Below are 25,875 nucleotides of genomic sequence, written 5' to 3'. Positions count from 1 at the left end.
CCGCGCCAGTTCTTCCGCGCTCAGCTGCGCCAGCTTGTTGTAGGCGCCGCGAATCTTGAAGGAGAACACCGGTTGCAGGTCTTCGCGCTTGAGCAAGACCGTGTTGCCGAGCCGTTCGGACAGCTGTCGAGCGCCGTGTAGCGGGGTTTCGATGGCGACGTCGTAGACGCGGGAGGTGAGGATTTTCTTCACGTACTGTTCGAGCATCGGAAAGCATCACTGGCGAAAGGGGCAAGAGCCGGAAGTCTACCCCGCGACCCGACGCACGACCACACCAAGAGTCAGGCTTTACCGACAGCATGTCGCTATAATGCCCGCCCTTTTTGTGTCCTTTGGCCCCCGTGGAGCCCCGCATGACCCAGGATCAACTCAAACAGGCCGTTGCACAGGCCGCCGTCGACTTCATCCTTCCGAAACTCGACGACAAAAGCATCGTGGGCGTCGGCACTGGCTCCACCGCCAACTGCTTCATCGACGCGCTGGCGCAGCACAAAGGCGCGTTCGACGGCGCGGTCGCCAGCTCCGAAGCCACCGCTGCACGCCTGAAAGGCCACGGCATCCCGGTGTATGAGCTGAACACGGTCAGCGATCTGGAGTTTTACATCGACGGCGCCGATGAAAGCGACGAGCACTTGAACCTGATCAAAGGCGGCGGCGCAGCCCTGACCCGCGAGAAGATCGTGGCGGCCGTGGCGAAAACCTTCATTTGCATCGCCGACGGCAGCAAGCTGGTGCCGGTGCTGGGCGCGTTCCCGCTGCCTGTGGAAGTCATCCCGATGGCCCGTAGTCACGTTGCGCGCCAATTGGTGAAACTGGGCGGCGACCCGGTGTATCGCGAAGGCGTGTTGACCGACAACGGCAACATCATTCTCGACGTGCATAACATGAACATCACCAATCCGGAGGAATTGGAAGCACAGATCAACGCCATCGTTGGCGTGGTCACCAACGGCCTGTTCGCGGCGCGTTCGGCAGACTTGCTGCTGTTGGGCACTCAGGAAGGCGTGAAAACCCTGACCCGGTAATCACGCTTCATTCGTAACCACCGGTCGGGTTGAAACGCCGAACCTGTGGGAGCGAATTTATTCTGGGCGGCAATCCGACGAGACAGCGGTACAACCGATAGACATGTGTCGGCTACGCGCCATTCGCGAATAAATTCGCTCCCACAGGAGTTCGTCTGCATCGCGAAGTGTGAGCCTGACGCGAATTCGCTCTCACAGGCTTAACAGCGTGACTGGGCACCTGTTGGATCACGACTTTTTGAACACATAAAACAGATTCGGCTCGCTCACCAGATACAGCGTCTCGTCATCCCCCATCGCGATCCCCTCCGCCTGCGGCACGCTCTTGCTCAGGCCCATGCTGCCTTTGCTCAACGAGACATTGCCCACCGGCCGGCCTTCGGTATCCAGCTCCAGAATCTGCCGCGACTCATCGGAGAGCGCCAACAAGTGGCCGCTACGCTCATCAAATTGCAGGCTGGAGAGGTCACGGACAAACAGCCCCGCGTCCCGGCGTGTGCTAGAGGTCACTTCCAAGGGGCTTGGCGCGCTCGCATCAAGGTTGGGAAAACCGCGCACTTCGAGGATCTGCACCGGCTTGCGCTCCTTGGCGACAAACAGGCGCTTGCCCCTGTTGTCATAAGCCAGCCCTTCGAAACCGCTGTTGCCCCCGGCACCCATACCCAACGTCAGTTGCTCGGCGTCGGCAGAATCGAGAAACAGGGTGTCGTCGTCCACGTGGACCTTGATCAGACGCTGTTGGTATTCATCGCTGATGACGTAGATGCCGGGGCTGATGTACTCCACCGCCTCGGCATCGCCAAAACCCGTCAGCGGAATTCGCCTGAGGATGTGGCCTTCCAGGCTTAGCTCTACCAGTTCAGGGTCTTTGTTGGTGACGGTGAACAGGGTTTTGCGATCAGGATCGAAGCTCAGGGCCGAAACGTTATCCGCCAGCCCTTCAATCGCTCGTGCCTCAATCACCACTTCGTAATCGTCCAACCCCAGCGCTTGCGCATCGCTTGACTGCCAGAAGACCTGCCAGTTGAACCCAATTCGCTCGATGACCCGGTACTCGCCAACAGCGCGCCAGGTGATCGCCAGCGCCATAACGACCAGCAACGTCAACAGGACGGTTTTGAGAGGGGACAGACGACGCATGGATGACGCTCGGATTCAGACGGGGCCGCTTTAATATCACGGTAGCCTGAAACCAGACTGAAAAACGGACGCCTTGACGGTTTGATGGCCTGTAGGAGCGAATCTATTCGCGATTGGCCGGTGTATCCGATCGAGATAGGTCGGATGTACCGGCCTTTCGCGAATGAATTCGCTCCTACAGATGTGTGCCGCACCTGTCTGACTACTGCTTTTTGAAGGAATAAAACAGGTTCGGTTCGCTGACCATGTAAATCGTGCCGTTTTCGTCCATCGCAACACCCTCGGCGCGAGGGATGGTGTGGGCCAGGCCGTTGAGGCCTCTCACCAGCGCCATGAAGCTGACCTTGTTGCCCTTCTCGTCCAGCTCCAACAGCAAGTGGGACTCGGCAGACAGCACCAGCAGGTGCCCGGTTTTCTGATCGGCGTACAGCGCCGACAGGTTGCGGACGATCAAGTTGTCGTTCTCGCGCTTCTGCTTGTCGCCCTTCAACACAGCACTGCCGTCGGATTTCCAGCTGAACAAAGCAGGCGGGCGCTCTTCGCCGAGCATGATCTGCTGGTTACGCGGGTCCCAGGCCACCCCTTCGAACGCCTTGTTCTGATCGGCTGAAGGCCCCAGGTCGTATTTAGGGAAGTCTGCGATGTTCAGGGTCTTGGTCTCCGGCGTCACCGTGACCATGGTCATCAGATGCTGGCGCTCGTCGACAATCGCGATCAGGCCTTTGCCCAGCACAGCCACGCCTTCGGGGTTGCTCCAGCCCACCAGTGGAATCTTTCGCAGCACATCCCCGGTCAGGCTCAGCTCGGCCAGAAAGGCGTTTTTGCCCATGACCGAGTACAAGGTTTTGCTGGACGCGTCATAGGAAAGATCAGACGCCTCGTCCTTTTCCAGCCCTGCCAAGGGTTTGCCATCGATGACAGCGTGATAGTCAGGCAGCCAGATGCTCGCATTTTGCTCAGCGGCGGAAGCGGTCTGTTCGCGCAGCCACAGCAGGCCGCGATCATCCCAGTGCCAGGCGTAGGACAGCCCCACCAGAATCGCCACCAGGGCGATCAGCAACCAGAACCAGGAGAAACGTCGACGCGCGGGAGTGCTCAGCGATTGATCAGTAACAGCCATTGAAACGATCCTGAAGAAAAATCCATGGGCACAGCGATGTGACGCTGCGGTCGGCGGAGGATTATCCAGATAGGCTGTGAAAAAAACGGCAATCTGGACATTTCCCGCGCCTATAAAAAAGGCCGCTTGCGGGGTCACAAGCGGCCTGTTGGCCGAGCCTGTCGGGTATCAGCGCACGTCGCTTTCGAAACGGCTCTGACCCGGCAGTTCGAGGACGATCTGATCGCCCACGTTGAACGGCCCGACACCGGCTGGCGTGCCGGTCATGATCAGGTCGCCCGCTTGCAGCGAGAACTGCGACGCCATGTGCTGAATCATCGGCACGATGGGGTTGAGCATCTGGCTGCTGTTGCCGTCCTGTCGCACTTCGCCGTTAACGGTCAGGCGGATGGCGATGTCGGCGAGGTCAGGGTAGACGTCTGCCGAGACGAATGGGGCGATCACCGCCGCGCCGTCGAACGACTTGGCGATTTCCCACGGCAGGCCTTTTTCTTTCAGCTTGAACTGCACGTCACGCAGGGTCAGGTCCAGCCCCGGTGCAAAACCGGAAATGGCATCCAGCACTTCTTCGCGGCTCGGGTTCTTGCTCAGCGGCTTGCCGATCAAGACCACGATTTCGGCTTCGTAATGCACCGAACCCCGATCCTGAGGGATGCTGAAACCGCCTTCGATCTCGACCACGCAGCTGCCTGGTTTGATGAACAGCAGCGGCTCAGTCGGCACCGGGTTATCCAGTTCCTTGGCGTGTTCGGCGTAGTTGCGGCCGATGCATACCACTTTGCCCAGCGGGAAGTGAACCTTGGTGCCGTCGAGGTATTTGTGCTGATAGCTCATGAGCGTTCCTTTAATACAGCGTCTATTCAGTCAATCGTCGCTTACTGCGCGAAGATTTTGCCAGGGTTCATGATGCCGTTCGGGTCGAACACGGCTTTCACCGCTTTCATGTACTCGATTTCCACGGGCGAGCGGCTGTATTCAAGGTAATCGCGCTTGACCAACCCGACCCCGTGCTCGGCCGAGATCGAGCCGTTGTACTTCTCGACGGTCTCGAACACCTTCTTATTCACCGTCGCGCACCGGGCGAAGAACTCCTCTTTGGGCAGATCGCCCGGCTTGAGGATGTTCAGGTGCAAATTGCCGTCGCCGATGTGGCCGTACCAGACGACCTCGAAATCAGGGTAGTGCGTGCTGACGATGGCGTCGATTTCATTCAGGAACGCCGGCACCTTCGAGACAGTGACCGAGATGTCGTTCTTGTACGGCGTGTAATGGGAGATGGTTTCCGACAGGTATTCGCGCAATTTCCACAGATTTTGCAGCTGCTGCTTGCTCTGACTCATCACGCCGTCGATGACCCAGCCCTGCTCCACACAATATTCAAAGGTCGCCAACGCCTGATTGGCGATTTCTTCGTTGCTCGCTTCGAATTCCAGCAAGGCGTAGAACGGCGTTTTGGTTTCGAACGGCTCAGGCACATCGCCCCGGGCGAGAATGTGGGCCAGGCCCTTGTCGGAAAAGAACTCGAACGCAGTCAGGTCCAGCTTGCCGTGGAAGGCGTGCAGCACGGGCATGATCGAATCGAAATCCGGCGTGCCGAGCACCATGCAGGTCAGGTTCTTTGGCTCGCGGTCCAGGCGCATCGTCGCTTCGACGACAAAACCCAGCGTACCTTCCGAGCCGATGAACAGCTGACGCAAGTCGTAGCCGGTGGCGTTCTTGAGCAAGTCTTTGTTCAGTTCAAGGATGTCGCCCTTGCCCGTCACGACTTTCAGGCCCGCGACCCAGTTGCGGGTCATGCCGTAACGGATGACCTTGATCCCGCCGGCGTTGGTGTTGATGTTGCCGCCGATCTGGCTGGAACCGGACGACGCGAAATCCACCGGGTAATAAAGGCCGTTCTCTTCGGCGAAGTTCTGCAATTGCTTGGTGACCAGGCCCGACTGGCAACGCACGGTGCGGTCGGTGGCATTGAATTCGAGAATCTGATTCATGTAGTCGAAGGAAACGACCACCTCGCCGTTCATTGCCACGGCAGCGGCCGACAACCCGGTACGACCACCCGACGGCACCAGCGCAAACCTGTGCGCGTTGGCCCAACGGACGATGGCCTGGACCTGTTCGGTGGTCTTGGGGAACACGATGGCGCTGGGCGCCGGGGCGAATTGCCGGGTCCAGTCCTTGCCATAGGCTTCGAGAGAATCGGCATCGGTGAGCACTTTTCCGGGCTCGACCAGGGACTTAAGTTCTTCTATCAACGCAGACTGTGTCATCAAGGAACTCTCGAACGATTCATGGTGATCCTGAGAACGGCTCACGTCGCAGGAACGGGTATTTAGCGGGGCACATATGCTAGCATACCGCCCCCGCAGAGACGTGCCTGAGGCCGACCTGCGAAGGCGCCGTTGCGCCGTGAGGCCAGCTTGCGCTGTCCAATTCCCTGCCATTTTCTCCGGGACACAGGTTTACGCAGATGAGCAAGACTTCCCTCGACAAGAGCAAGATCAAGTTCCTTCTTCTCGAAGGCGTCCACCAATCCGCAGTCGACGTCCTCAAGGCCGCCGGTTACACCAGCATCGAATACCACACCAAGTCGCTGCCGGAAGCCGAGCTGAAGGAAAAGATTGCCGACGCTCACTTCATCGGTATTCGCTCCCGCACCCAACTGACCGAAGAACTCTTCGACAGCGCCAAGAAACTGGTCGCCGTGGGCTGCTTCTGCATCGGCACCAACCAGGTTGACCTCGACGCGGCCCGCGAGCGCGGTATCGCCGTGTTCAACGCCCCGTACTCCAACACCCGTTCCGTGGCCGAGTTGGTGTTGGCCGAGGCGATCCTGTTGCTGCGCGGCATCCCTGAGAAAAACGCGTCCTGCCATCGCGGTGGCTGGATCAAGAGCGCGGCGAACTCGTTCGAAATCCGTGGCAAGAAACTGGGCATCATCGGCTATGGCTCGATCGGTACTCAGCTGTCGGTTCTGGCCGAAAGCCTGGGCATGCAGGTGTTCTTCTACGACCCACTGACCAAGCTGCCACTGGGCAACGCGAATCAGGTGGCCAGCCTGACCGAGCTGCTGGGCCTGGCGGACATCGTGTCGCTGCACGTGCCTGAGCTGCCATCGACTCAGATGATGATTGGCGAGAAAGAAATCCGCGCCATGAAGAAAGGCGCGATCCTGATCAACGCTGCGCGTGGCACCGTGGTCGATCTCGACGCGCTGGCCAGTGCGATCAAGGATCAGCACCTGATCGGCGCCGCCATCGACGTGTTCCCGGTCGAGCCACGCTCCAACGACGACATCTTCGAAAGCCCGCTGCGTGGCCTGGACAACGTGATCCTGACCCCGCACATCGGTGGCTCGACCGCCGAAGCCCAGGCCAACATTGGTCTGGAAGTGGCCGAGAAGCTGGTCAAGTACAGCGACAATGGTACGTCGGTGTCCTCGGTCAACTTCCCCGAAGTGGCCCTGCCGGCTCACCCTGGCAAGCACCGCCTGCTGCACATCCACGAAAACATTCCGGGTGTGCTCATGGAGATCAACAAGGTGTTCGCGGAAAACGGCATCAACATCTCCGGTCAGTTCCTGCAGACCAACGAGAAAGTCGGTTACGTGGTCATCGACGTCGACGCCGAGTACTCGGACCTGGCACAAGAGAAGCTGCAACACGTCAAAGGCACCATCCGCAGCCGCGTATTGTTCTAAGCGTCGCGCCGGAATGAAAAAAGGAGACCTTCGGGTCTCCTTTTTTGTGCCTGCCAATCGGACCTGTAGAGGCACCACTGACAGGTAGGAGTGAGCTTGCTCGCGATAGCGGTATGTCAGGCAACATTAATGGGGATGACAGAACGCTTTCGCGAGCAAGCGCACTCCTACAGGGGTACGGGGTTATTTCACAGTAATCGTGATCTTCTGCGACTCAACCACCGGACTGACCGGCACGTGGTTTTTGTCACCGACCAACAATTGCAAGGTGTGCTGACCCGGCGTGAGGTTCAGTTCGGTTTCGGTCTGGCCTTTGCCGAAGTGGCGGATGTTGTCGGTGGTCGGCAGCGGCGCATTCATGTCGGGCTGGTCTTTCACGTCGATCAGCAGGTGATGGTGCCCGGTCTCCGGTACGTCAACGCCCGCTGGCGCTACGCCCATGCCCTTCAGACCAAACTGGACTTTGAACGTACCGTTGACCACGGCGCCGTCCTTGGGCGAGATGATGTAAACCTCAGCCCCGGCCGGCGAAGGAGTGCGTGGCACGTCGGCCGCCTGAACCATGAATGTCGAGCCCAGCAGCAGGCCTGCGAGGGCAGTTCTTGCGAATAAGGTTTTCATGAAGCTCTCCCGTTTCTACTTTTTATAAAGCGCTCAACGTCGGACCTGTCAGCCGGGACTCGGTTCAAGGTCTGCGGACAAACGCTCTGGCACGGCGTTTACCTTAGTCCGAACAGCGGCAGAGGGCGCGGGGAGAGTGGCTGTGTGTAGAAGATTTCATTTTGGACAAGCATGCAGCACGCCCCCTGTAGGAGCGTGTTTATCCATCACTGAGCAGGACGCCCTACAGCTCAAAAGGCTCATTGCCCCGGCGCCGGAACCAGCCGGTCAGCGACAGTCGATCACGCCGGGCGGGCAGGACTTCGTGGGGCATGTCGCCTGACAGAAACAACACCAACGAGCCGCCCGCAGGCTGGACATCCCGCTCGTTGCCATCCTTCAAGAACATGCGCAGCTGGCCGCCATCTTCGGGCTGCCAGGAAGGGTCGTTCAGGTAAATCACCGCCGAGACCATGCGCTTGTCGTCGTCCCGAAAGCGGTCGACGTGCCTGCGATAAAACGCGCCCGGCGGGTAAAAAGCGAAATGGCTCTCGAAATCCTCCAGCCCCAGGAACAAACCGCGATTGAGCGCCAGGCGCAACTGATCCATCACTTCCAGATACCGGTCGCACGGTTCGGCCTGCCCCGCTTCCAGCCACTGAATGTGATCGCCGCGAATCCCCTCTCGAACCTCCTGTGCAGGACCACGCCCCACCGCCGCCGGAGCCAGCTCGCCTTCGGCCGCGCGTTTGCGGCACTCAAGCGCCAGCTCGCGGGTCAGCGCTTCGGGCAAAAAGACGTCCTGCTGCGACCAGCCATGTTCGGCCAGGTCATCGACGATTTTCATCAGCAGGGGATCATCAGGGGATATGTGCATGCCGCGCATAGTATCCACACGCCGAACAATCCAACAGAGCCCGCGGTCTGCCAGCCACAGAATATTTTCAGGGCGGTAAAAACCTGCATCCGCTTTATCCGAAAGATCGCCGAACCCACGGATTTTCTTGGGGTCTGGCAACTTGTTAACTCGACAAATCCCCGCCGCCCCGCCGAGAATAGCGGCCTGCCGACAGGAGTCTCTAATGCGCCGTCTGTTTTTCCTGCTGTTGATGTTCAGCACCATGCCCGTTTGGGCAGACGGCCACGACCAGCTGTACAAGGTCGCCGGCTGGCCGGAACAGCGCGCGCATTTCAGCGACGCCCTGAAAGCCGCACAACAGCGCTACAAAAACAGCCTGCCGCCTGCGGTGTACGACGCCCTTGTCAGCAATAGCAACCAACGGTTCGCGCCACAGGCCATGGACCAGCGTGCCGAGCAGAAACTGCGCCAGACCTTGCAGGACCCGAACCCCGCGTTGCAGTTTTTTCAGTCGCCGTTGGGTCGCAAGATCGTCAACGCCGAGTTGACCGCCACCCGCCCTGATCAACTCGCCAAGAACGCTCAGGGCCTGCCGAAGATGCAGGCCAGCGATAACCGCATGCTGATCATCGGCCACTTGTCCAGCGCCCTCCCCGCCAAGGAAGCGGGCGCGGAAGTGAGTCTGGCGATTGCGGGCGTGGCCGCTGATAGCCTGAGTTCGATGATTCCGGGCTTGATGGGCGGCGGCTCGACACAAGGCATGCTCGAAGGCCAACGCCAGCGGCTCATGGCGCAAATCGCCAACGACATGAGCAACACCCTGCTGTACGTGTACCGCGACCTGTCTGACGATGAACTGGACGAGTTCTCGACCTTCGCGGAATCGAACGAGGGCAAGGCTTACTACCAGGCAGCGCTGGCGGCGATTCGTGCAGGGTTGGCGGTTGGGCAAAACGTGAATTGACCGCGGGTCGCGGCCCTCTTCCTCACTCCATCCGCTGCGTCAAAAACCCGAAAAACTGTGCTCTCAATTCCGGCAGCTCATTGGCCAGGTGGTGTCGTGCTTCGTGCAGCATGAAGATTTGCGGGTGGTCGAACTTGTCGTTGAGCACCGCTAGGTTGTGGCTCCAGTCCACGGTCATGTCGGACTCGCCCTGAACGATCAATGGGCTGCGGTTGCTGCGGGGGGCGTTTTCGATGCGTTCGATCCACTTGGCCAATGCTCCCACCCATACTGTTGGCAAGCGTCGAGGCTGCAAGGGATCGGCCATCAGAAAGGGCAAAAATGCAGGGGCATTGGAGTTCTCGCTGAAACGCCGGTCGATGCCTTTGACGAACGCCCGCAGCAGGTAATAGCTGACCTTGGACCAGGTCCAGCCGCGAGGACGCACCAGCGGCGCCAGCAGAATCGACTGCCCCTGAATCGGGCTGTCGTCGCCATGATTGAGCAAATGGTCGATGACGATGGCCCCGCCCGTACTCTGTCCGCACAGGTGCCACGGCTTGGGCAGTTGCAGGATTTCAGCCTCGACGAACAACCGGTCGAGCACCACCTGATATTCCGAAAAATCGGTAATGCTTGCCCGTGTCCCACTGGACAACCCATGGCCCGGCAAATCGCAGGAAATCACCGCAAAGCCAAGCTCCAGCGCCCATTCAATAACGTGTCGATACAGGCCCATGTGGTCGTAGAAACCGTGCACCAGCACCAGCGTTGCCACGGGAGACTCGGGGGTCCAGAGCTGGGTGACGATCTCGTAACCGCCGATCTCGAAACGTCCGAGACGGCTGTTGACCAAGCCGTCACGCCCCAGCCCTACCAGGCTGTAGAAGCGCTGGTAGGCAAGCTCCTCTTCCGTGAGCGCCAGCTTTGCGCTCAACGGTTGCAGGCCAGCGCGCAGGTGATCGGGGTCGAACGTGTTGGGCATCGGCAATCCACATCAGGCAATAGGAATTCACAGTGACGCATGCCTGCGAGTTTCTTCCGTCCTCACAGGCGTGGCAAGCTACGTCACCCACATCGAAGCCACCTCATGACTGCTCATCCGCTCGTTCGTCGCCGCACGCTGTTCCTCGCGCTGATCGCCTTGGGCTGTGTGGCAGCCTTGTGGCTGGGCTACAGCTGGTTTGAGGGTCGATACGTCCGAGCGTTCAGTGATCAAACGGCACTGTTCGCAGGAGACAAGCTTAGCCTGCCTGCGGCGATTGCAGGGCCGGGGCGTATTCGGGTCGTGCATTTCTGGGACCCGGCCTGCCCCTGCAACGTGGGTAATCAAGAACATCTGAGCGAATTGGTCGAGCGCTTCTCCGGCGAAGGCGGCGTGGATTTCTATGCCGTGCAGAAGCCAGGTACCCACGGAACCTTGCCCTCGACGCTGAGCGCGATCAAACCTTTGAATGATTTGCCGGGGGCTGAACGAATCACGTCCAGTCCGGCTGTGGCGATTTGGGACCGGCAGGGCAACCTTGCGTATTTCGGGCCGTACAGCGAAGGGCTGGTCTGCAATGCGCAGAACAGTTTCATCGAGCCGATCCTTCAGGCGCTCAAGGCAGATCGACCGGTGAATGCCATGCACACCATGGCGGTGGGGTGTTATTGCCCTTGGGCGTCTTCTGACTGAACCTGCTTTAGCCGCACATTGATCCCACAGTGGTCATGCATCCGCTCTGAAATCAGTGACCAGCCTTGTAATCGATCACGTACGGCAGCTTTTCATCCGCGGTTTTGGTCAGCACCTTGCGTTTGACCGACTTGAAGCCGCCCAACTGCTTGGCTGTCATGCCCTCGCCAATCGGTTTGCTCAAGGGCGGCTTGACCATTAACTCGCTCGCCGCCTGCAACGCTCGATGGTAGCCGCTGCGTTCACTAAGGTTGTAATCCGCCAGGACCAGACGATGGCGCAGCCAGTCTGCCCAATAAAACTCCAGAAACTCCGATGAGACGCCGCCTGACTTGGGTTTGTCGTACGCCGCGCCGCGCACGAAATAGACGAGGCTGCGCAGGACGTCGTTGTGCATCGCTTGCAACCCGAGGTGTTCTGGCAGTTGATCAGGGGAAATCGACTGGCCGTTGCCGTCCTTGAGCCAAACCTTGTGCGCTTTCTGCATGCGCGTCCAAAAAGCGGCCATGTCAGGGCTGTCGCTGAACACATCGGTGATGCGCACCTTCATCTTCATCTGCGGCCCCGCGCCAGGCTGCTCCCACAGTGTGCTGAACGTGTGGTGACCGTCCGTGAGATAAAAACGCCCGTCGGGGCCGACCACCACGGTTTTCATGTTCGAAGGGTGGGCGTTGGGCTCGTCTTTGCAGGTATAGCTCTCGGGGTTCAGCGGGTCAGCGCTTGCGTTGATCGCCTTGGCCTCGTGCTGACCGTTGCTTTCGCAGATTTCGTCGAACAGCTTTTGGCGATCCTTGGCGAAACGTTCGAGCTGGTAATACACCTGATCGAATCCGATCACCGCTTGGGTCGGGTGCAGTTGATCGAGGCTGACCTCAACGACGTCTCCGGGTTTCGGGCCGCTGAAAGCGAAGACAGGGGCGCAGGCCAGGGCGAGCAACAGTGTCAGCGCGCAGGTTTGAATTCGCATGGTTCAAGGCTCTTGCTGAGTTGGGGAGGAGCTTACTCCATCCGGCGCCCTCGCTCCGTTGCAACACCGCTACACAGCCCCGCGACAAATCTGTAGCCTTCCCCGCTTCTCTCTGTTTTTTCGAGCCTTCGGATGAAACGCAGCCTTTCCGTGATCGCCATCGTGATCGTTCTGATCACAGGCGGTGGAATCTGGTATGTCCACAGCAAGCAGCCTGTGCGCGATGGCGAGGTGGCTCTGGCGCAGCTTCATGCGCCGGTCAGCGTGCGCTACGACGAGCGCGGCGTGCCGCACATCAAGGCCGAAAATCAGGACGATCTGTATCGCACGCTGGGATACGTCCACGCGCAAGACCGGCTGTTCCAGATGGAAATCCTGCGTCGGCTGGCCCGTGGCGAGCTCGCCGAAGTGCTTGGCCCCAAGCTGGTGAACACCGACAAACTGTTTCGCAGCCTGCGAATCCGCGACCACGCTGACGCCTACGTTGCTCGGCAGGACAAGAACACCCCCGCCTGGAAAGCCTTGCAAGCCTACCTCGACGGCGTGAACCAGTTTCAGGCGACCCACCCCAAACCCATCGAGTTCGACGTGCTGGGCATCGAGAAGCGGCCGTTCACCGCTGAAGACACCCTGAGCATCGGCGGTTACCTGGCCTACAGTTTTGCCGCTGCCTTTCGCACCGAGCCGTTGCTGACGTACGTGCGCGATCAACTGGGGCCGGATTATCTGAAAGTCTTTGATCTGGACTGGCAACCTCAAGGCGCCTTGCACCCCTCCCCGACGTTGAGCAGCAAGGACTGGAAAGGCCTGAGCGATCTGGCGCAACTGAGCGCGAAGGCGCTGGAGGACGCAGGCCTGCCGCAGTTCGAGGGCAGTAACGCATGGGCGGTGTCCGGCAGTCGCACCCAAAGCGGCAAACCCTTGCTGGCGGGCGATCCGCACATCCGGTTCTCGGTGCCTGCGGTCTGGTATGAAGCGCAGCTGTCGGCGCCGGGTCTTGAGCTCTACGGGCATTTTCAGGCGCTCAACCCGTTTGCTCTGCTGGGCCACAACATGGATTTCGGCTGGAGCCTGACCATGTTCCAGAACGACGACGTTGACCTGATCGCGGAAAAGGTGAACCCGGAGAATCCCGATCAGGTCTGGTATCACGGCGCCTGGGCAGACATGACCTCGCGCCCCGAACAGATCAAGGTCAAAGGCGAGTCGCCGATCACCTTCACGCAGCGCCAATCGCCCCATGGCCCGATCGTCAATGACGTGCTGAGCGCCAGCGGCATCCAGGACCATGCCGACACGCCGGTCGCCATGTGGTGGTCTTTCCTGGAATCCGAAAACCCGATCTTGCAAGGCTTCTATGAAGCCAATCGCGCCGACACGCTGAACAAGATGCGCGGCGCTGCCGAAAAGATTCAGTCGCCCGGCTTGAATGTGGTTTACGCCAATGCCAAAGGGGACATCGGCTGGTGGGCGGCGGCGCAGTTGCCTGTGCGCCCGAATGGCGTGAACCCGGCCTTTATCCTCGATGGCAGCGGCGAGCAGGCCGACAAGCTCGGCTTCTACCCCTTCAGCGCCAATCCCCAGGAAGAGAACCCGGCTCGGGGCTATATCGTCTCGGCCAACTTTCAACCCGTCTCGCCAACGGGCATGGAAATTCCGGGCTATTACAACCTCGCGGAACGGGGCCGTCAGCTGGACAAACAGCTGAGCGACACCTCGGTGAAGTGGAACCTGGACAACAGCAAGGCGCTGCAACTGGGCACGAAGACGGATTACGCGCAGCAGATTCTCACACCACTGGTTCCCGTGTTGCGTCGGGTCATCAGCGATCCCGAAGAGCATGATTTGATCGAGCGCCTGGCGGCCTGGAAAGGCGATTATCCCGTGGATTCAGTGGGCGCCACGCTGTTCAATCAGTTCGTCTATGACCTCAGCAATCAAACCTTTCGCGACGAATTGGGCGACGGAATGTTCGCAACTTTACTGTCGACGCGGGTGATCGACCTGGCGCTGCCAAGGCTGGCCCCCGATGCGAACTCGCCTTGGTGGAACAATCGAAACTCCAACGAGCCGGAGAGCCGCGACAACACCGTGAAGGTGGCCTGGCATGCCACGGTTTCTCACCTGAAATCGCTGTACGGCCTGAATCCGGATGAGTGGACGTGGGGCAAGGCGCACACCCTGACCCACGAACACCCGCTGGGACGCCAGCCGCCGCTGGACAGGCTGTTCAACGTCGGCAAGTTCGCCGCGCCGGGCACCCACGAGGTGCCGAACAACCTGTCGGCCAGCATCACGCCCGCGCCATGGCCCGTGACCTATGGGCCATCGACCCGCCGCCTGATCGACTTCGCCGACCCTGCGCATGCGCTAGGCATCAACCCGGTCGGACAAAGCGGGGTGTTGTTCGACAAACACTACGCGGATCAGGCGCAGGATTACGTCAACGGCCAGTACAGGCCGGAGCGGTTCAGTGAGAGAGATGTGGCAGGAAATAGCAAAGAGACGTTGAGGTTGGTGCCTAAAAGCTGATCACCGTAGGAGCGTGGCTTGTCCCGCGATCGGCGGGGAACCCGTCGTAAACCCTGTGCACGCAGTGTACCTGACACGGCCAGTGCGTAAGGATTCACGACTGCTGCGCAGCCGGTCGCGGGACAAGCCACGCTCTTACAGAATGATCGCCGCATCAATCAGGCACCGAGAAAACGATGCCTGATTGCTCCAATCAAATCTGCTCAACCACCTTCGCACGACGCACATCCGGCTGTTTCCAGCCATCTGCTGCCGCTTCTTCGATGGCCTGTTGAATGGCCTTTCTGCGGTTGTTTTCAGCGCGGCGGCTGAAGAACCACACCATGAACGTCGCGATCGAAACGGCCAGCAGAATCAAACTGGCAATGGCGTTGATCTCAGGCTTCACGCCCAGACGCACCGCCGAGAACACTTCCATCGGCAGCGTCGTGGAGCCGGGGCCGGACACGAAACTCGCCAGTACCAGGTCGTCCAGCGACAAAGCGAATGACATCATGCCGCCCGCTGCCAGCGACGGCGCGATCATCGGGATGGTGATCAGGAAGAACACCTTCCACGGACGCGCGCCGAGGTCCATTGCCGCCTCTTCGATGGACATGTCCAGCTCACGCAGACGCGCCGACACCACCACCGCCACGTAGGCCGCACAGAACGTCGTGTGGGCGATCCAGATGGTCACGATGCCGCGTTCCTGCGGCCAGCCGATCAATTGCGCCATGGCCACGAACAGCAGCAACAGCGACAGACCGGTGATCACTTCGGGCATCACCAGGGGCGCCGTTACCAGGCCGCCGAAGAACGTGCGGCCCTTGAAACGCGTGACGCGGGTCAGCACAAACGCGGCCATGGTGCCGAGGGCGACCGCCGCAATCGAGGTGTAGCAGGCGATTTCCAGCGAGCGCATCACGGCACTCATCAGTTGGGTGTTGTCGAGCAAGCCGACGTACCACTTCACCGACCAGCCACCCCAGACCGTCACCAGTTTCGAGGCGTTGAACGAATAGATCACCAGGATGACCATGGGCGCGTAGATGAAAATCAGGCCCAGTACCAACATCAGGTTCGAGAATCGGAAGCCTCTCATGCCTTGCCCTCCAGTTCTTTGGCCTGGCTACGGTTGAACAGAATGATCGGCACGATGAGGATCAACAGCATCACCACCGCCAGCGAAGACGCCACCGGCCAGTCGCGGTTGTTGAAGAACTCTTGCCACAGGACTTTACCGATCATCAGCGTCTCGGGACCGCCCAGCAATTCCGGGATGACGAACTCGCCCACCACCGGGATGAACACCAGCATGCAGCCAGCGATGATGCCGTTCTTGGACAGCGGCACGGTGATTTTCCAGAAGCTGTTAAAGGTGCTCGAACCCAGGTCCGACGCGGCTTCCAGCAGGCTCTGGTCGTGCTTCACCAGGTTCGCGTACAGCGGCAGGATCATGAACGGCAGGTACGAATAGACCACGCCGATGTAAACAGCGAGGTTGGTGTTGAGGATCTGCAACGGCTCACTGATCACGCCCAGCCACATCAGGAACGCGTTGAGCAAACCGTTATTGCTGAGAATGCCCATCCACGCGTAAACGCGGATCAGGATTGCGGTCCAGGTCGGCATCATGATCAGCAGCAACAGCACCGTCTGCATTTCTTTGCGGGCGATGGAGATGCCGTAGGCCATCGGATAGCCGATCAACAGGCACAGCAAGGTGCTGAAGAACGCCATCTTCAACGAACCGAGGTACGCCGAGATGTACAGGTCGTCACCGGTCAACAACGCGTAGTTGGCGAAGTTGAGGACGATGTCGAGCTTCTGCTCGGCGTAGGAGAATATCTCGGTGTACGGCGGAATCGCGACGTCGGCTTCGGCGAAACTGATCTTGATGACGATCAGAAACGGCAGCGCGAAGAACAGGAACAGCCACAGGAACGGAACCCCGATGACCGCCTGACGGCCAGTGGGTGTTATGCGATGGAGCGCACGTTTGATTTTTCGGATTTTCATGAGCGCAGTACCACGCCGCTGTCGTCTTCCCACCAGACGAACACTTCGTCGTCCCAGGTAGGGCGCGCGCCGAGGCGTTCCGAGTTGGCGACGAACGACTGGACCAGCTTGCCGCACGTCAACTGCACGTAGAACACCGAGTGGCCGCCCAGGTAGGCGATGTCGTGGATCTTGCCGCGCGACCAGTTGTATTGCGTGGTCGGTTGTTCGGTGGTGATCAGCAGCTTCTCGGGCCGGATCGCGTAGGTCACGCGCTTGTCCTCCACGGAGGTGCTGACGCCGTGGCCCACGTAGATCTCACGCTCAAGCTCCGGGCTGTGAATCAGCGCGTGGCCTTCCATGTCCTCGATGACTTCGCCGTCGAACAGGTTGACGTTACCAATGAATTCGCAGACCAGACGGCTCGTCGGGGTTTCGTAGATGTCCACCGGGCTGCCGATCTGCGCGATCCAGCCCAGGTGCATGATCGCGATGCGCTGGGCCATGGTCATGGCCTCTTCCTGATCGTGGGTCACCATCACGCAAGTCACGCCGACGCGTTCGATGATTTCCACCAGCTCCAGCTGCATTTGCGAACGCAGTTTTTTGTCCAGCGCGCCCATGGGCTCGTCGAGCAGCAACAGTTTCGGTTTCTTCGCCAGCGAACGGGCCAGCGCCACACGCTGACGTTGGCCACCGGACAACTGGTGCGGCTTGCGCTTGGCGTACTGGGTCATCTGCACCAGCTTGAGCATCTCAGCTACGCGAGTGTCGATTTCGGCCTTCGGCAGCTTGTCCTGTTGCAGACCGAACGCGATGTTCTGCGCCACGGTCATGTGCGGGAACAGCGCGTAGGACTGGAACATCATGTTGATCGGACGTTCGTACGGCGGCATGTCAGTGATGTCGACGCCGTCGAGGAAAATCCGGCCCTCGGTCGGGCGCTCAAAACCGGCGAGCATGCGCAGCAGCGTGGATTTGCCTGAGCCGGAACCGCCGAGCAGGGCGAAAATCTCGCCCTTGTTGATCTGCAGAGACACATCGTCCACAGCAACCGTCTCGTCGAACTTTTTCGTGACCCGATCGATTTTGACCAGCACCTGTTTAGGTTGCTGACCACCCTCAAGGGCTTTTTTGTAGGCGCCGGAGGCAACTGCCATGGGTGAAACTCCCAACTGTGCTTGCGCCCGGCCGATATGACCGGGCGCGAGGTCTTTATTTACCGGATTTGATCTTGGTCCAGCTGCGCGTCATTACGCGCTGGATTTTCGGTGGCAACTCGGAGTTGACGTACAGCCGCTTCTGCACGTCCGCTGACGGATAGACCGCTTCGTCTTTGCGGATTTCCTGATCCATCAGCTCGCCCGACGCCGGGTTCGGGTTGGCGTAACCCACCTGGTCGCTGACCTTGGCGATCACGTCAGGCTTGAGGATGTAGTTGATGAAGGCGTGAGCAGCTTTCACGTCCGGCGCGTCGGCCGGGATCGCCAGCATGTCGAACCACAGGTTGCCGCCCTCTTTCGGAATCGCGTAAGCGATGTTCACGCCTTTGCCCGCTTCCGCTGCACGAGCCTTGGCCTGGAACACGTCGCCGGAGAAACCCGCTGCGATACAGATGTCGCCGTTGGCCAGGTCGGTGATGTATTTGGAGGAGTTGAAGTAGGTCACGTAAGGACGCACTTTGAGCAACTTGTCCTCGGCCTTCTTGTAGTCTTTTTCGTCGGTGCTGTTAGGATTCAGGCCCATGTAATTGAGCACGGCGGGCATCATCTCGTCAGCCGAATCGAGGAACGCGACGCCGCACTTCTGCAGCTTCTTGATGTTCTCGGGTTCAAACAGCACGGCCCAGGAATCGATGGTGTCGACGCCCAGCACTTCCTTGATCTTGTCGACGTTGTAACCGATCCCGTTAGTCCCCCACAGGTACGGCACGGCGTACTGATTGCCCGGATCGTTTTTCTCCAGGCGCTTCATCAGTTCGGGATCGAGGTTGGAATAATTGGGGAGTTGCGATTTGTCGAGTTTCTGAAACGCACCGGCCTTGATCTGTTTGCCAAGGAAGTGGTTGGAAGGGACGACCACGTCGTAACCGGTGTGACCGGCGAGCAGTTTGCCTTCCAGGGTTTCGTTGGAGTCGAAGACGTCGTACTTGGTCTTGATCCCCGTGGTGTTTTCAAAATCCGCGAGGGTCGTGGTGCCGATGTAATCGGACCAGTTATAAATGCGGACGGTGGATTCCGCGTAGGCGCCGACGGCGAGCGTCAGGCCGGCTCCGAGTAATAAGCCCTTTGAAAACAAAGAAATAGACACGTGTGCAGTCCCTTTTAGTAGGTGGGCATGTTGCCCTGGCCGACGACAGTAACGACTGCCTGTGACAAATCCGGCGCGCAACTTACCTTCGTTGAACCCATCTCGCAAAAAACTTTTCTTTTTACCGCCCCGAAAGGGACCTGTAGGAGTGAGCTTGCTCGCGATTGTGGTGTGTCAAATACACGAATGATGACTGACGCACCATCTTCGCGAGCAAGGTGGGGCGCCACCCCGGTCACTCCTACAAGGCTGATCACGTGCCGTTATTCAACGACACGTTTCAGTCCGGCTTACTTGCCCGATTTGATGTTGGTCCAGCTGCGGGTCATCAGACGCTGAGTCGCTGCAGGCAGGTCAGCAATCGCATACAACTTGGCCAGCACGTCGGCAGGTGGATAAACGCCTGGGTCCGAAGTGATTTCTTTATCGACGAACTCGGTCGCAGCCTTGTTGCCGTTCGGGAAGTGAACGGCGTTAGTGATCTCGGCCATCACTTTCGGTTGCAGGATAAAGTTCATGAACTTGTAGGCGCCTTCGACGTTTTCGGCGTCTTTAGGAATGGCGACCATGTCGTAGAAGCTGCCAGCACCTTCTTTCGGAATGTTGTAGCTGACCTTGACCTTGCCACCGGCTTCTTCAGCACGGGCCTTGGCCTGGTACACGTCACCCGAGTAACCCACGGCGACACAGATGTTGCCGTTGGCCAGGTCCGAGATGTACTTGGACGAGTGGAAGTAGGTAACCGAAGGGCGGATTTTCTTGAACAGCGCTTCAGCTTTCTCGATGTCTTCTTTCTTCTGGCTGTCGGTCGGCAGACCCAGATAATGCAGCGCCACTGGCAGCATTTCGGTCGGCGAGTCGAGGAAGCTGATGCCACAGCCTTTCAGCTTGGCGGCGTTCTCTGGCTTGAACAGCAGGTCCCAGGAGTTGGTCGGTGCGTCGGCGCCCAGAGCAGCCTTGACCTTATCGGGGTTGAAGCCGATACCAATCGAGCCCCACATGTACGGGAAGGCGTGCTTGTTGTCCGGGTCGCTGATGGACACGGCTTTCAACAGCGCAGGGTCGAGGTTTTTGTAGTTAGGCAGCTTGGACTTGTCCAGCTCCTGATAAACACCGGCCTTGATCTGCTTGGCGAGGAAGTTGTTGGACGGGACGACGATGTCGTAGCCCGACTTGCCTGCCAGCAATTTGGCTTCGAGGGTCTCGTTGCTGTCGAAGACGTCGTACACCACTTTGATGCCCGACTCCTTTTCGAAGTCGGCGATGGTGTTTGGCGCGATGTAATCGGACCAGTTGTAGACGTGCAGAACTTTGTCATCGGCGTGTGCCGCTGCGGCCACTGCGCCCATCAGGGACAGGGCGAGGAGGGTTTTGCCAAATTTCTTCATGCGTACAGCTCCAATGTTTTTATGTTAGCGGCGACTAAAACAACCGTTAGTCTGGCAATTTCCTGGGCGGGCTTACAAGCAGAGCGGCCTGCCTTATTGCTTAGCTTTCAAAGATTTCATCTGCACCCGGCGAAACGCTCTCTGTAGGAGTGACCGGGGTGGCGCCCCGGTCACTCCTACAGAGGGAATCGTTTACAACCGCTGCAATTCGGCCAGCGTCAGGTCCAGGCATTTGCGGGCCTTTTCCACCAACTCATCGATCTCGGCGAAGCTGATCACCAGCGGCGGCGAGATGATCATCGTGTCTCCAACCGCACGCATGATCAGTCCGTTATTGAAGCAGAAAGTGCGACAGATCATGCCCACGCCCTGATCCACGTAACGCGCGCGAGTGGCCTTGTCTTTCACCAGTTCGATGGCGCCGAGCAGGCCGACGCCCCGCACTTCACCCACCAGCGGATGATCGCTCAGCTCACGCAAACGTCTTTGCAAATAGGGTGCCGTTTCCGACTTCACGCGCTCGACAATCTTTTCTTCGCGCAGGATGCGGATGTTTTCCAGCCCCACTGCCGCAGCCACCGGATGACCTGAATAAGTGAAGCCGTGGTTGAAATCACCGCCCTCGTTCAGCACCTTCACCACTTCGTCGCGCACGATCACACCGCCCATGGGGATGTAGCCCGAGGTCAGGCCCTTGGCGATGGTCATCAGATCAGGTTTGAGGTCGTAGAAATCGCTGCCGAACCACTCGCCGGTGCGACCAAAGCCACAGATCACTTCATCGGCCACGAACAGGATGTCGTACTTGGCAAGTATCTCTTTGATCTTCGGCCAGTAGGTGTCAGGCGGAACGATCACACCGCCTGCGCCTTGAATCGGCTCGGCGATGAACGCACCGACGTTGTCCACGCCGAGTTCGAGGATTTTCTTTTCCAGTTGCTCAGCCGCCCAGATGCCGAATTCGTCCGGGGTCATGTCGCCGCCTTCACCGAACCAGTACGGCTGCGGGATGTGGACGATGCCCGGAATCGGCAGGTCGCCCTGCTCATGCATGTAGGTCATGCCGCCCAGGCTCGCGCCTGCCACGGTAGAGCCGTGGTAGCCGTTCATGCGGCTGATGATGACTTTCTTGCTCGGCTTGCCCTTGATCGCCCAGTAGTGGCGAACCAGACGCAGCACGGTGTCGTTGCCTTCGGAGCCGGAACCTGTGAAGAACACATGGTTCATGCCTTGCGGAGCGATGTCGGAAATCGCCTTGGCCAGTTGCAATGCGGGCGGGTGAGCGGTCTGGAAGAACAGGTTGTAATACGGCAGCTCGCGCATCTGTTTGCTGGCGGCTTCGGCCAGTTCTTCACAACCGTAGCCGACCGCTACGCACCACAGACCGGCCATGCCGTCGAGGATCTTGTTGCCTTCGCTGTCCCACAGGTAAACGCCCTTGGCGTTGGTGATGATGCGCGGGCCTTTCTCTTTAAGCTGTTTGAAGTCGCTGAACGGCGCCAGGTGATGATCACTGCTGAGGGCTTGCCATTCGCGGGTTTGCGGGTTGTTGGAACTCATGAAACCACTCCATTAGCTGCGTATCGCGTGTGGCGCCATCGGCCTTCTCAGGCTCGATGGCGCCCGTGATCTTCAGACGGCGAAGAGCAGGAATTCCCGCTCCCACGAGCTGATCACACGCTTGAAGTTTTCGTGCTCGGCGCGCTTTACGGCGACGTAGCCGGTCACGAAGGTCTTGCCGAGGTATTTCTCGACCGTCTTGCTGTTTTCCATCCGCTCCAGCGCGTCTTCGATGGTCAACGGCAGGCGCAAGTTGCGGCGCTCGTAACCGCGGCCCACCACTGGCGCACTCGGATTGAGGCCTTCGACCATGCCAATGAAGCCGCACAGCAGGCTCGCGGCAATCGCCAGATACGGGTTGGCGTCAGCGCCGGGCAGGCGGTTTTCAACGCGGCGGTTTTGCGGGGTCGCATCCGGTACGCGCAGGCCGACGGTGCGGTTCTCCTCGCCCCATTCCACGTTCACGGGCGCCGAGGTGTCGGGCAGGAAGCGGCGGAACGAATTGACGTTAGGCGCGAACAGCGGCAGTAGCTCGGGGATCAGCTTTTGCAGACCGCCGATGTGCTGCAGGAACAGCTCACTCATCGTGCCGTCTTCGTTAGAGAAGATGCTCTTACCGGTCTCGATATCGATGATGCTCTGGTGCAGGTGCATCGCGCTGCCAGGCTCGCCGGTCATGGGCTTGGCCATGAAGGTCGCGGCCACGTCATGTTTGAGCGCGGCTTCACGCATGGTGCGTTTGAACACCAGAATCTGGTCGGCGAGATGCAGCGCGTCACCGTGACGGAAATTGATTTCCATCTGCGCGGTGCCGTCTTCGTGAATCAGCGTGTCCAGGTCGAGGTTCTGCAGCTCGCACCAGTCGTAGACGTCTTCGAACAACGGGTCGAATTCGTTGGCGGCTTCGATGGAAAACGACTGACGACCGGTTTCCGGACGACCCGAGCGGCCCACCGGCGGCTGCAACGGGTAATCGGGGTCGTCGCTGCGTTTGGTCAGGTAGAACTCCATCTCAGGCGCCACGATGGGCTGCCAGCCTTGATCGGCATAGAGCTTGAGAACCTTCTTCAAGACGTTGCGCGGGGAAAGCTCAATCGGGTTGCCCTGCTTGTCGTAGGTGTCGTGAATCACCTGCGCGGTAGGCTCGATGGCCCAAGGCACCAGAAACACCGCATTCTGGTCAGGACGGCAGAACATGTCGATGTCTGCGGCATCCAGCAATTCGTAATAAATGTCGTCTTCGACGTAGTCCCCGGTCACGGTCTGCAGCAATACGCTTTCCGGCAAGCGCATGCCCTTCTCGGCAATGAACTTGTTGGTCGGGGAGATTTTGCCGCGCGTGATACCGGTGAGGTCGGCGATCATGCACTCGACTTCGGTAATCCTGTGTTCTTTCAACCAATCGGTGAGCTGGTCGAGGTTGGTACTCATAAATACCTCAGGGGTTCATTACTCTGGCGACCATCATGATCGCCAGGCGCTTTGGACGCTTACGCGTCGCGTTGTGTTGCCCGCTTTCGACAGGCATCGCCAAATGCCTGAAGAATTGAAAGATAGTCGGGGTTCTGCGTGACCTGCCACTCCGGATGCCATTGAACGCCCAATGCAAACACGTCAGATGAAGCAAAAGGCGCGCCCGGCGGTACGGAAATGGCTTCGATCAAGCCATCCGGGGCCGTGGCTTCGACGCGCAGACCCGGCGCAAGACGTTCGATGCCCTGCCCGTGAATTGAATTGACACGAATTTCTTTCGCAAGTCCCAATCCGGCGAGAATTCCGCCCTGTGCGATGTGCATCGGGTGGCTCGGAGCGTATTGAATTTCAACGGGTTCGTTCTCAGGTTCACGATGATCCATGAACGTTCCAGTCTCGTGAACCTTTTGATGCAGACTACCGCCAAATGCCACGTTCATCTCCTGAAACCCGCGGCAAATGCCCAATACAGGCACGCCAGCGGCCACAGCAGCACGAATAAGAGGTAAGGTGGTGCGATCGCGTTCAGGATCATGAGCAGTACCCGGCGCGCTGGCGGGCCCACTATAGTGATGGGGTTCGACGTTGGAGGGAGAACCGGTGAAGAGCAAACCATCGACCACCGAGAGGATATCGGCCGGGTCGAGGAGCTCTGCCAGAGACGGCAGAATCAGCGGCAGGCCCTTGGCAGCGACGGCGACTGCCCGGACGTATTTATCACCACTGATGTGATAGGCATGCGAGCCAATTTGCTGAGTACAGGCAGTGATGCCGATCAGCGGAAGGCGAGACATGTGACCCCCGGTGTTATTGCTGTTATGGGTTGCGACCGAGCTTAGCCTTGTTCATTTTTTTACACAACAACCCCGTAAAAAATAAAACACGCCCCGCTCAAGGTCGTAGCTCCTATCGATTCCAACGGTTAAAAACCGCCCTAAAGTGCGGCAAAAATGGCCTCACGGCGCCCTTTTAGGGCAAAACAGGGCTCTCTTGACTTCATCAGGGCTTTCGGATTGACTGAACCCCGTAATGCTCGATGATTGATATTTTCAACAACAAAGGTGTTGCATCATGTCGGTACCCCCGCGTGCCGTTCAGCTCAACGAAGCGAACGCGTTCCTTAAGGAACATCCTGAGGTTCTATACGTTGACCTTCTGATTGCAGATATGAATGGAGTGGTGCGCGGCAAGCGCATCGAACGCACCAGCCTCCATAAGGTTTACGAAAAAGGCATCAACCTCCCAGCTTCTCTTTTCGCACTGGATATCAACGGCTCGACGGTGGAAAGCACCGGCCTGGGTCTGGACATCGGTGACGCTGACCGAATCTGTTATCCCATCCCCGACACTCTCTGCAATGAGCCCTGGCAGAAGCGTCCTACCGCACAACTCTTGATGACCATGCACGAACTGGAAGGCGAGCCGTTTTTCGCTGATCCACGTGAAGTGTTGCGTCAGGTGGTGGCCAAGTTCGATGAAATGGGCCTGACCATCTGCGCGGCGTTCGAGCTGGAGTTCTACCTGATCGATCAGGAGAACGTGAACGGTCGTCCACAACCGCCACGCTCGCCGATTTCCGGCAAACGCCCGCACTCGACACAGGTCTACCTGATCGACGACCTCGACGAATACGTCGATTGCCTCCAGGACATTCTGGAAGGTGCGAAAGAGCAAGGCATCCCGGCCGACGCCATCGTCAAGGAAAGTGCCCCGGCGCAGTTCGAAGTGAACCTGCACCACACTGCCGACGCACTGAAAGCCTGCGACTACGCGGTACTGCTCAAGCGTCTGATCAAGAACATCGCCTACGACCATGAGATGGACACCACCTTCATGGCCAAGCCTTACCCAGGTCAGGCGGGCAACGGTCTGCACGTCCACATCTCGATCCTGGATCGCGATGGCAAGAACATCTTCACCAGCGAGGATCCCGAGCAGAACGCCGCATTACGTCATGCGATCGGCGGTGTGCTCGAGACCCTACCGGCGCAGATGGCGTTCCTTTGCCCGAACGTCAATTCGTATCGCCGGTTCGGTGCTCAGTTCTACGTGCCCAACTCGCCAACCTGGGGGCTGGATAACCGGACGGTCGCGGTTCGTGTGCCGACCGGTACAGCCGATGCCGTGCGTATCGAACACCGCGTGGCCGGTGCCGATGCCAACCCGTATCTGCTGATGGCTTCTGTTCTGGCGGGCATCCACCACGGCCTGACCAACAAGGTCGAGCCCGGTGCGCCTGTCGAAGGCAACTCGTACGAGCAGCATGAGCAGAGCCTGCCGAACAACTTGCGCGATGCCTTGCGTGAGCTGGACGACAGCGAAGTCATGGCCAAGTACATCGATCCGAAGTACATCGATATCTTCGTTGCGTGCAAGGAAAGTGAGCTGGAGGAGTTCGAGCACTCCATCTCCGACCTTGAGTACAACTGGTATCTGCACACCGTGTGACGGCTGTGTGAAATAAAAAGAACGCCCCTGAACCGCAAGGTCAGGGGCGTTTTTTATTTTAGACGGCAGAAACAAGGTCTGGATGGATAGGCCATCTGTGCCAGTTTTCGCGAATGAATTCGCTCCCACAAGGGTTCTGTGTATTTCTGAAA

At 58.9% G+C, this 25,875-nt stretch carries 23 protein-coding genes; 6 read left to right on the top strand and 17 right to left on the bottom strand.

Going from position 1 to position 25,875, the window contains the following annotated elements; genetic code table 11:
- Positions 1-207: pyridoxal-phosphate dependent enzyme (locus GVN17_RS05820; RefSeq protein ID WP_166594265.1), on the bottom strand; the 207-nt coding region annotated here is incomplete at its 3' end.
- A 146-nt stretch (positions 208-353) separates the two neighbouring features.
- On the opposite strand from GVN17_RS05820, the gene rpiA reads away from it, so the two are divergent.
- Entirely contained in the window at positions 354-1,025 is a 672-nt protein-coding gene (rpiA, locus tag GVN17_RS05815) for a ribose-5-phosphate isomerase RpiA (RefSeq protein WP_166594264.1), read from the top strand.
- A gap of 228 nt (positions 1,026-1,253) precedes the next feature.
- Here rpiA and GVN17_RS05810 read toward each other — a convergent pair whose 3' ends face one another.
- The 4 genes from GVN17_RS05810 to GVN17_RS05795 all read right to left on the bottom strand — a co-directional run bounded on the left by GVN17_RS05810 (position 1,254) and on the right by GVN17_RS05795 (position 5,555).
- Positions 1,254-2,165: an SdiA-regulated domain-containing protein gene (locus GVN17_RS05810; RefSeq protein ID WP_166594263.1), complete on the bottom strand. Its 912-nt coding sequence runs from the start codon at positions 2,163-2,165 to the stop codon at positions 1,254-1,256.
- A 202-nt stretch (positions 2,166-2,367) separates the two neighbouring features.
- Entirely contained in the window at positions 2,368-3,285 is a 918-nt protein-coding gene (locus tag GVN17_RS05805; RefSeq protein WP_166594262.1) for an SdiA-regulated domain-containing protein, read from the bottom strand.
- A 168-nt stretch (positions 3,286-3,453) separates the two neighbouring features.
- Positions 3,454-4,119, bottom strand: coding sequence for a fumarylacetoacetate hydrolase family protein (locus tag GVN17_RS05800; RefSeq protein ID WP_166594261.1), 666 nt, complete (start codon positions 4,117-4,119; stop codon positions 3,454-3,456).
- Positions 4,120-4,160: 41 nt separating this feature from the next.
- Entirely contained in the window at positions 4,161-5,555 is a 1,395-nt protein-coding gene (locus tag GVN17_RS05795; RefSeq protein WP_166594260.1) for an FAD-binding oxidoreductase, read from the bottom strand.
- Positions 5,556-5,755: 200 nt separating this feature from the next.
- Here GVN17_RS05795 and serA point away from each other — a divergent pair, with 200 nt between their 5' ends.
- On the top strand, positions 5,756-6,985 hold the full coding sequence (serA, locus tag GVN17_RS05790; protein ID WP_166594259.1) for a phosphoglycerate dehydrogenase: 1,230 nt from the start codon (positions 5,756-5,758) through the stop codon (positions 6,983-6,985).
- A 183-nt stretch (positions 6,986-7,168) separates the two neighbouring features.
- Here serA and GVN17_RS05785 read toward each other — a convergent pair whose 3' ends face one another.
- The gene (locus tag GVN17_RS05785) at positions 7,169-7,549 is read right to left on the bottom strand and encodes a DUF4399 domain-containing protein (protein WP_371928485.1); all 381 of its coding nucleotides are present in this window, start codon (positions 7,547-7,549) and stop codon (positions 7,169-7,171) included.
- Positions 7,550-7,829: 280 nt separating this feature from the next.
- Positions 7,830-8,471 (bottom strand): 2OG-Fe(II) oxygenase, encoded by a 642-nt coding sequence (locus GVN17_RS05780; RefSeq protein WP_166594290.1) that lies wholly within the window; start codon positions 8,469-8,471, stop codon positions 7,830-7,832.
- Positions 8,472-8,667: 196 nt separating this feature from the next.
- Here GVN17_RS05780 and GVN17_RS05775 point away from each other — a divergent pair, with 196 nt between their 5' ends.
- Entirely contained in the window at positions 8,668-9,408 is a 741-nt protein-coding gene (locus tag GVN17_RS05775; protein ID WP_166594257.1) for a DUF2059 domain-containing protein, read from the top strand.
- A 22-nt stretch (positions 9,409-9,430) separates the two neighbouring features.
- Here the strand turns inward: GVN17_RS05775 and GVN17_RS05770 are convergent, their stop codons facing one another.
- A complete protein-coding gene (locus GVN17_RS05770) occupies positions 9,431-10,372 on the bottom strand; it encodes an alpha/beta hydrolase (protein WP_166594256.1) in 942 nt (313 codons plus the stop codon).
- 105 nt (positions 10,373-10,477) lie between these two features.
- On the opposite strand from GVN17_RS05770, the gene GVN17_RS05765 reads away from it, so the two are divergent.
- Positions 10,478-11,065, top strand: coding sequence for a DUF6436 domain-containing protein (locus GVN17_RS05765; protein WP_166594255.1), 588 nt, complete (start codon positions 10,478-10,480; stop codon positions 11,063-11,065).
- Between the two features lie 52 nt (positions 11,066-11,117).
- On the opposite strand, the gene GVN17_RS05760 is transcribed toward GVN17_RS05765, so the two are convergent.
- Positions 11,118-12,032: a ParB/Srx family N-terminal domain-containing protein gene (locus GVN17_RS05760; protein WP_166594254.1), complete on the bottom strand. Its 915-nt coding sequence runs from the start codon at positions 12,030-12,032 to the stop codon at positions 11,118-11,120.
- A 132-nt stretch (positions 12,033-12,164) separates the two neighbouring features.
- Here GVN17_RS05760 and GVN17_RS05755 point away from each other — a divergent pair, with 132 nt between their 5' ends.
- Positions 12,165-14,564 (top strand): penicillin acylase family protein, encoded by a 2,400-nt coding sequence (locus GVN17_RS05755; protein ID WP_166594253.1) that lies wholly within the window; start codon positions 12,165-12,167, stop codon positions 14,562-14,564.
- Between the two features lie 193 nt (positions 14,565-14,757).
- Here GVN17_RS05755 and GVN17_RS05750 read toward each other — a convergent pair whose 3' ends face one another.
- From GVN17_RS05750 to GVN17_RS05715, 8 genes are all read right to left on the bottom strand, one after another.
- Positions 14,758-15,648, bottom strand: coding sequence for an ABC transporter permease subunit (locus GVN17_RS05750; RefSeq protein WP_166594252.1), 891 nt, complete (start codon positions 15,646-15,648; stop codon positions 14,758-14,760).
- A complete protein-coding gene (locus GVN17_RS05745) occupies positions 15,645-16,565 on the bottom strand; it encodes an ABC transporter permease subunit (RefSeq protein WP_166594251.1) in 921 nt (306 codons plus the stop codon). Before GVN17_RS05745 ends, GVN17_RS05750 begins: the two co-directional genes overlap by 4 nt.
- Positions 16,562-17,704, bottom strand: coding sequence for a polyamine ABC transporter ATP-binding protein (potA, locus tag GVN17_RS05740; protein ID WP_166594250.1), 1,143 nt, complete (start codon positions 17,702-17,704; stop codon positions 16,562-16,564). The genes GVN17_RS05745 and potA overlap by 4 nt, the downstream gene beginning before the upstream one ends.
- 55 nt (positions 17,705-17,759) lie before the next feature.
- On the bottom strand, positions 17,760-18,854 hold the full coding sequence (locus tag GVN17_RS05735; RefSeq protein ID WP_166594249.1) for a polyamine ABC transporter substrate-binding protein: 1,095 nt from the start codon (positions 18,852-18,854) through the stop codon (positions 17,760-17,762).
- Between the two features lie 290 nt (positions 18,855-19,144).
- Entirely contained in the window at positions 19,145-20,242 is a 1,098-nt protein-coding gene (locus tag GVN17_RS05730) for a polyamine ABC transporter substrate-binding protein (protein WP_166594248.1), read from the bottom strand.
- 192 nt (positions 20,243-20,434) lie between these two features.
- Positions 20,435-21,802, bottom strand: coding sequence for an aspartate aminotransferase family protein (locus GVN17_RS05725; protein ID WP_166594247.1), 1,368 nt, complete (start codon positions 21,800-21,802; stop codon positions 20,435-20,437).
- A gap of 72 nt (positions 21,803-21,874) precedes the next feature.
- On the bottom strand, positions 21,875-23,233 hold the full coding sequence (locus GVN17_RS05720) for a glutamine synthetase family protein (RefSeq protein ID WP_166594246.1): 1,359 nt from the start codon (positions 23,231-23,233) through the stop codon (positions 21,875-21,877).
- Between the two features lie 59 nt (positions 23,234-23,292).
- A complete protein-coding gene (locus tag GVN17_RS05715) occupies positions 23,293-24,069 on the bottom strand; it encodes a gamma-glutamyl-gamma-aminobutyrate hydrolase family protein (protein WP_166594245.1) in 777 nt (258 codons plus the stop codon).
- A 277-nt stretch (positions 24,070-24,346) separates the two neighbouring features.
- Here GVN17_RS05715 and GVN17_RS05710 point away from each other — a divergent pair, with 277 nt between their 5' ends.
- Positions 24,347-25,723, top strand: coding sequence for a glutamine synthetase family protein (locus tag GVN17_RS05710; RefSeq protein WP_166594244.1), 1,377 nt, complete (start codon positions 24,347-24,349; stop codon positions 25,721-25,723).
- Positions 25,724-25,875 lie beyond the last annotated feature (152 nt).

Source organism: Pseudomonas sp. SLFW, from assembly GCF_009905615.1.
Classification (GTDB): Bacteria; Pseudomonadota; Gammaproteobacteria; order Pseudomonadales; family Pseudomonadaceae; genus Aquipseudomonas; species Aquipseudomonas bambusae.
The sequence above is the reverse complement of the archived record's forward strand: the minus strand, read 5'-3'. Positions and strand labels throughout refer to the sequence as shown.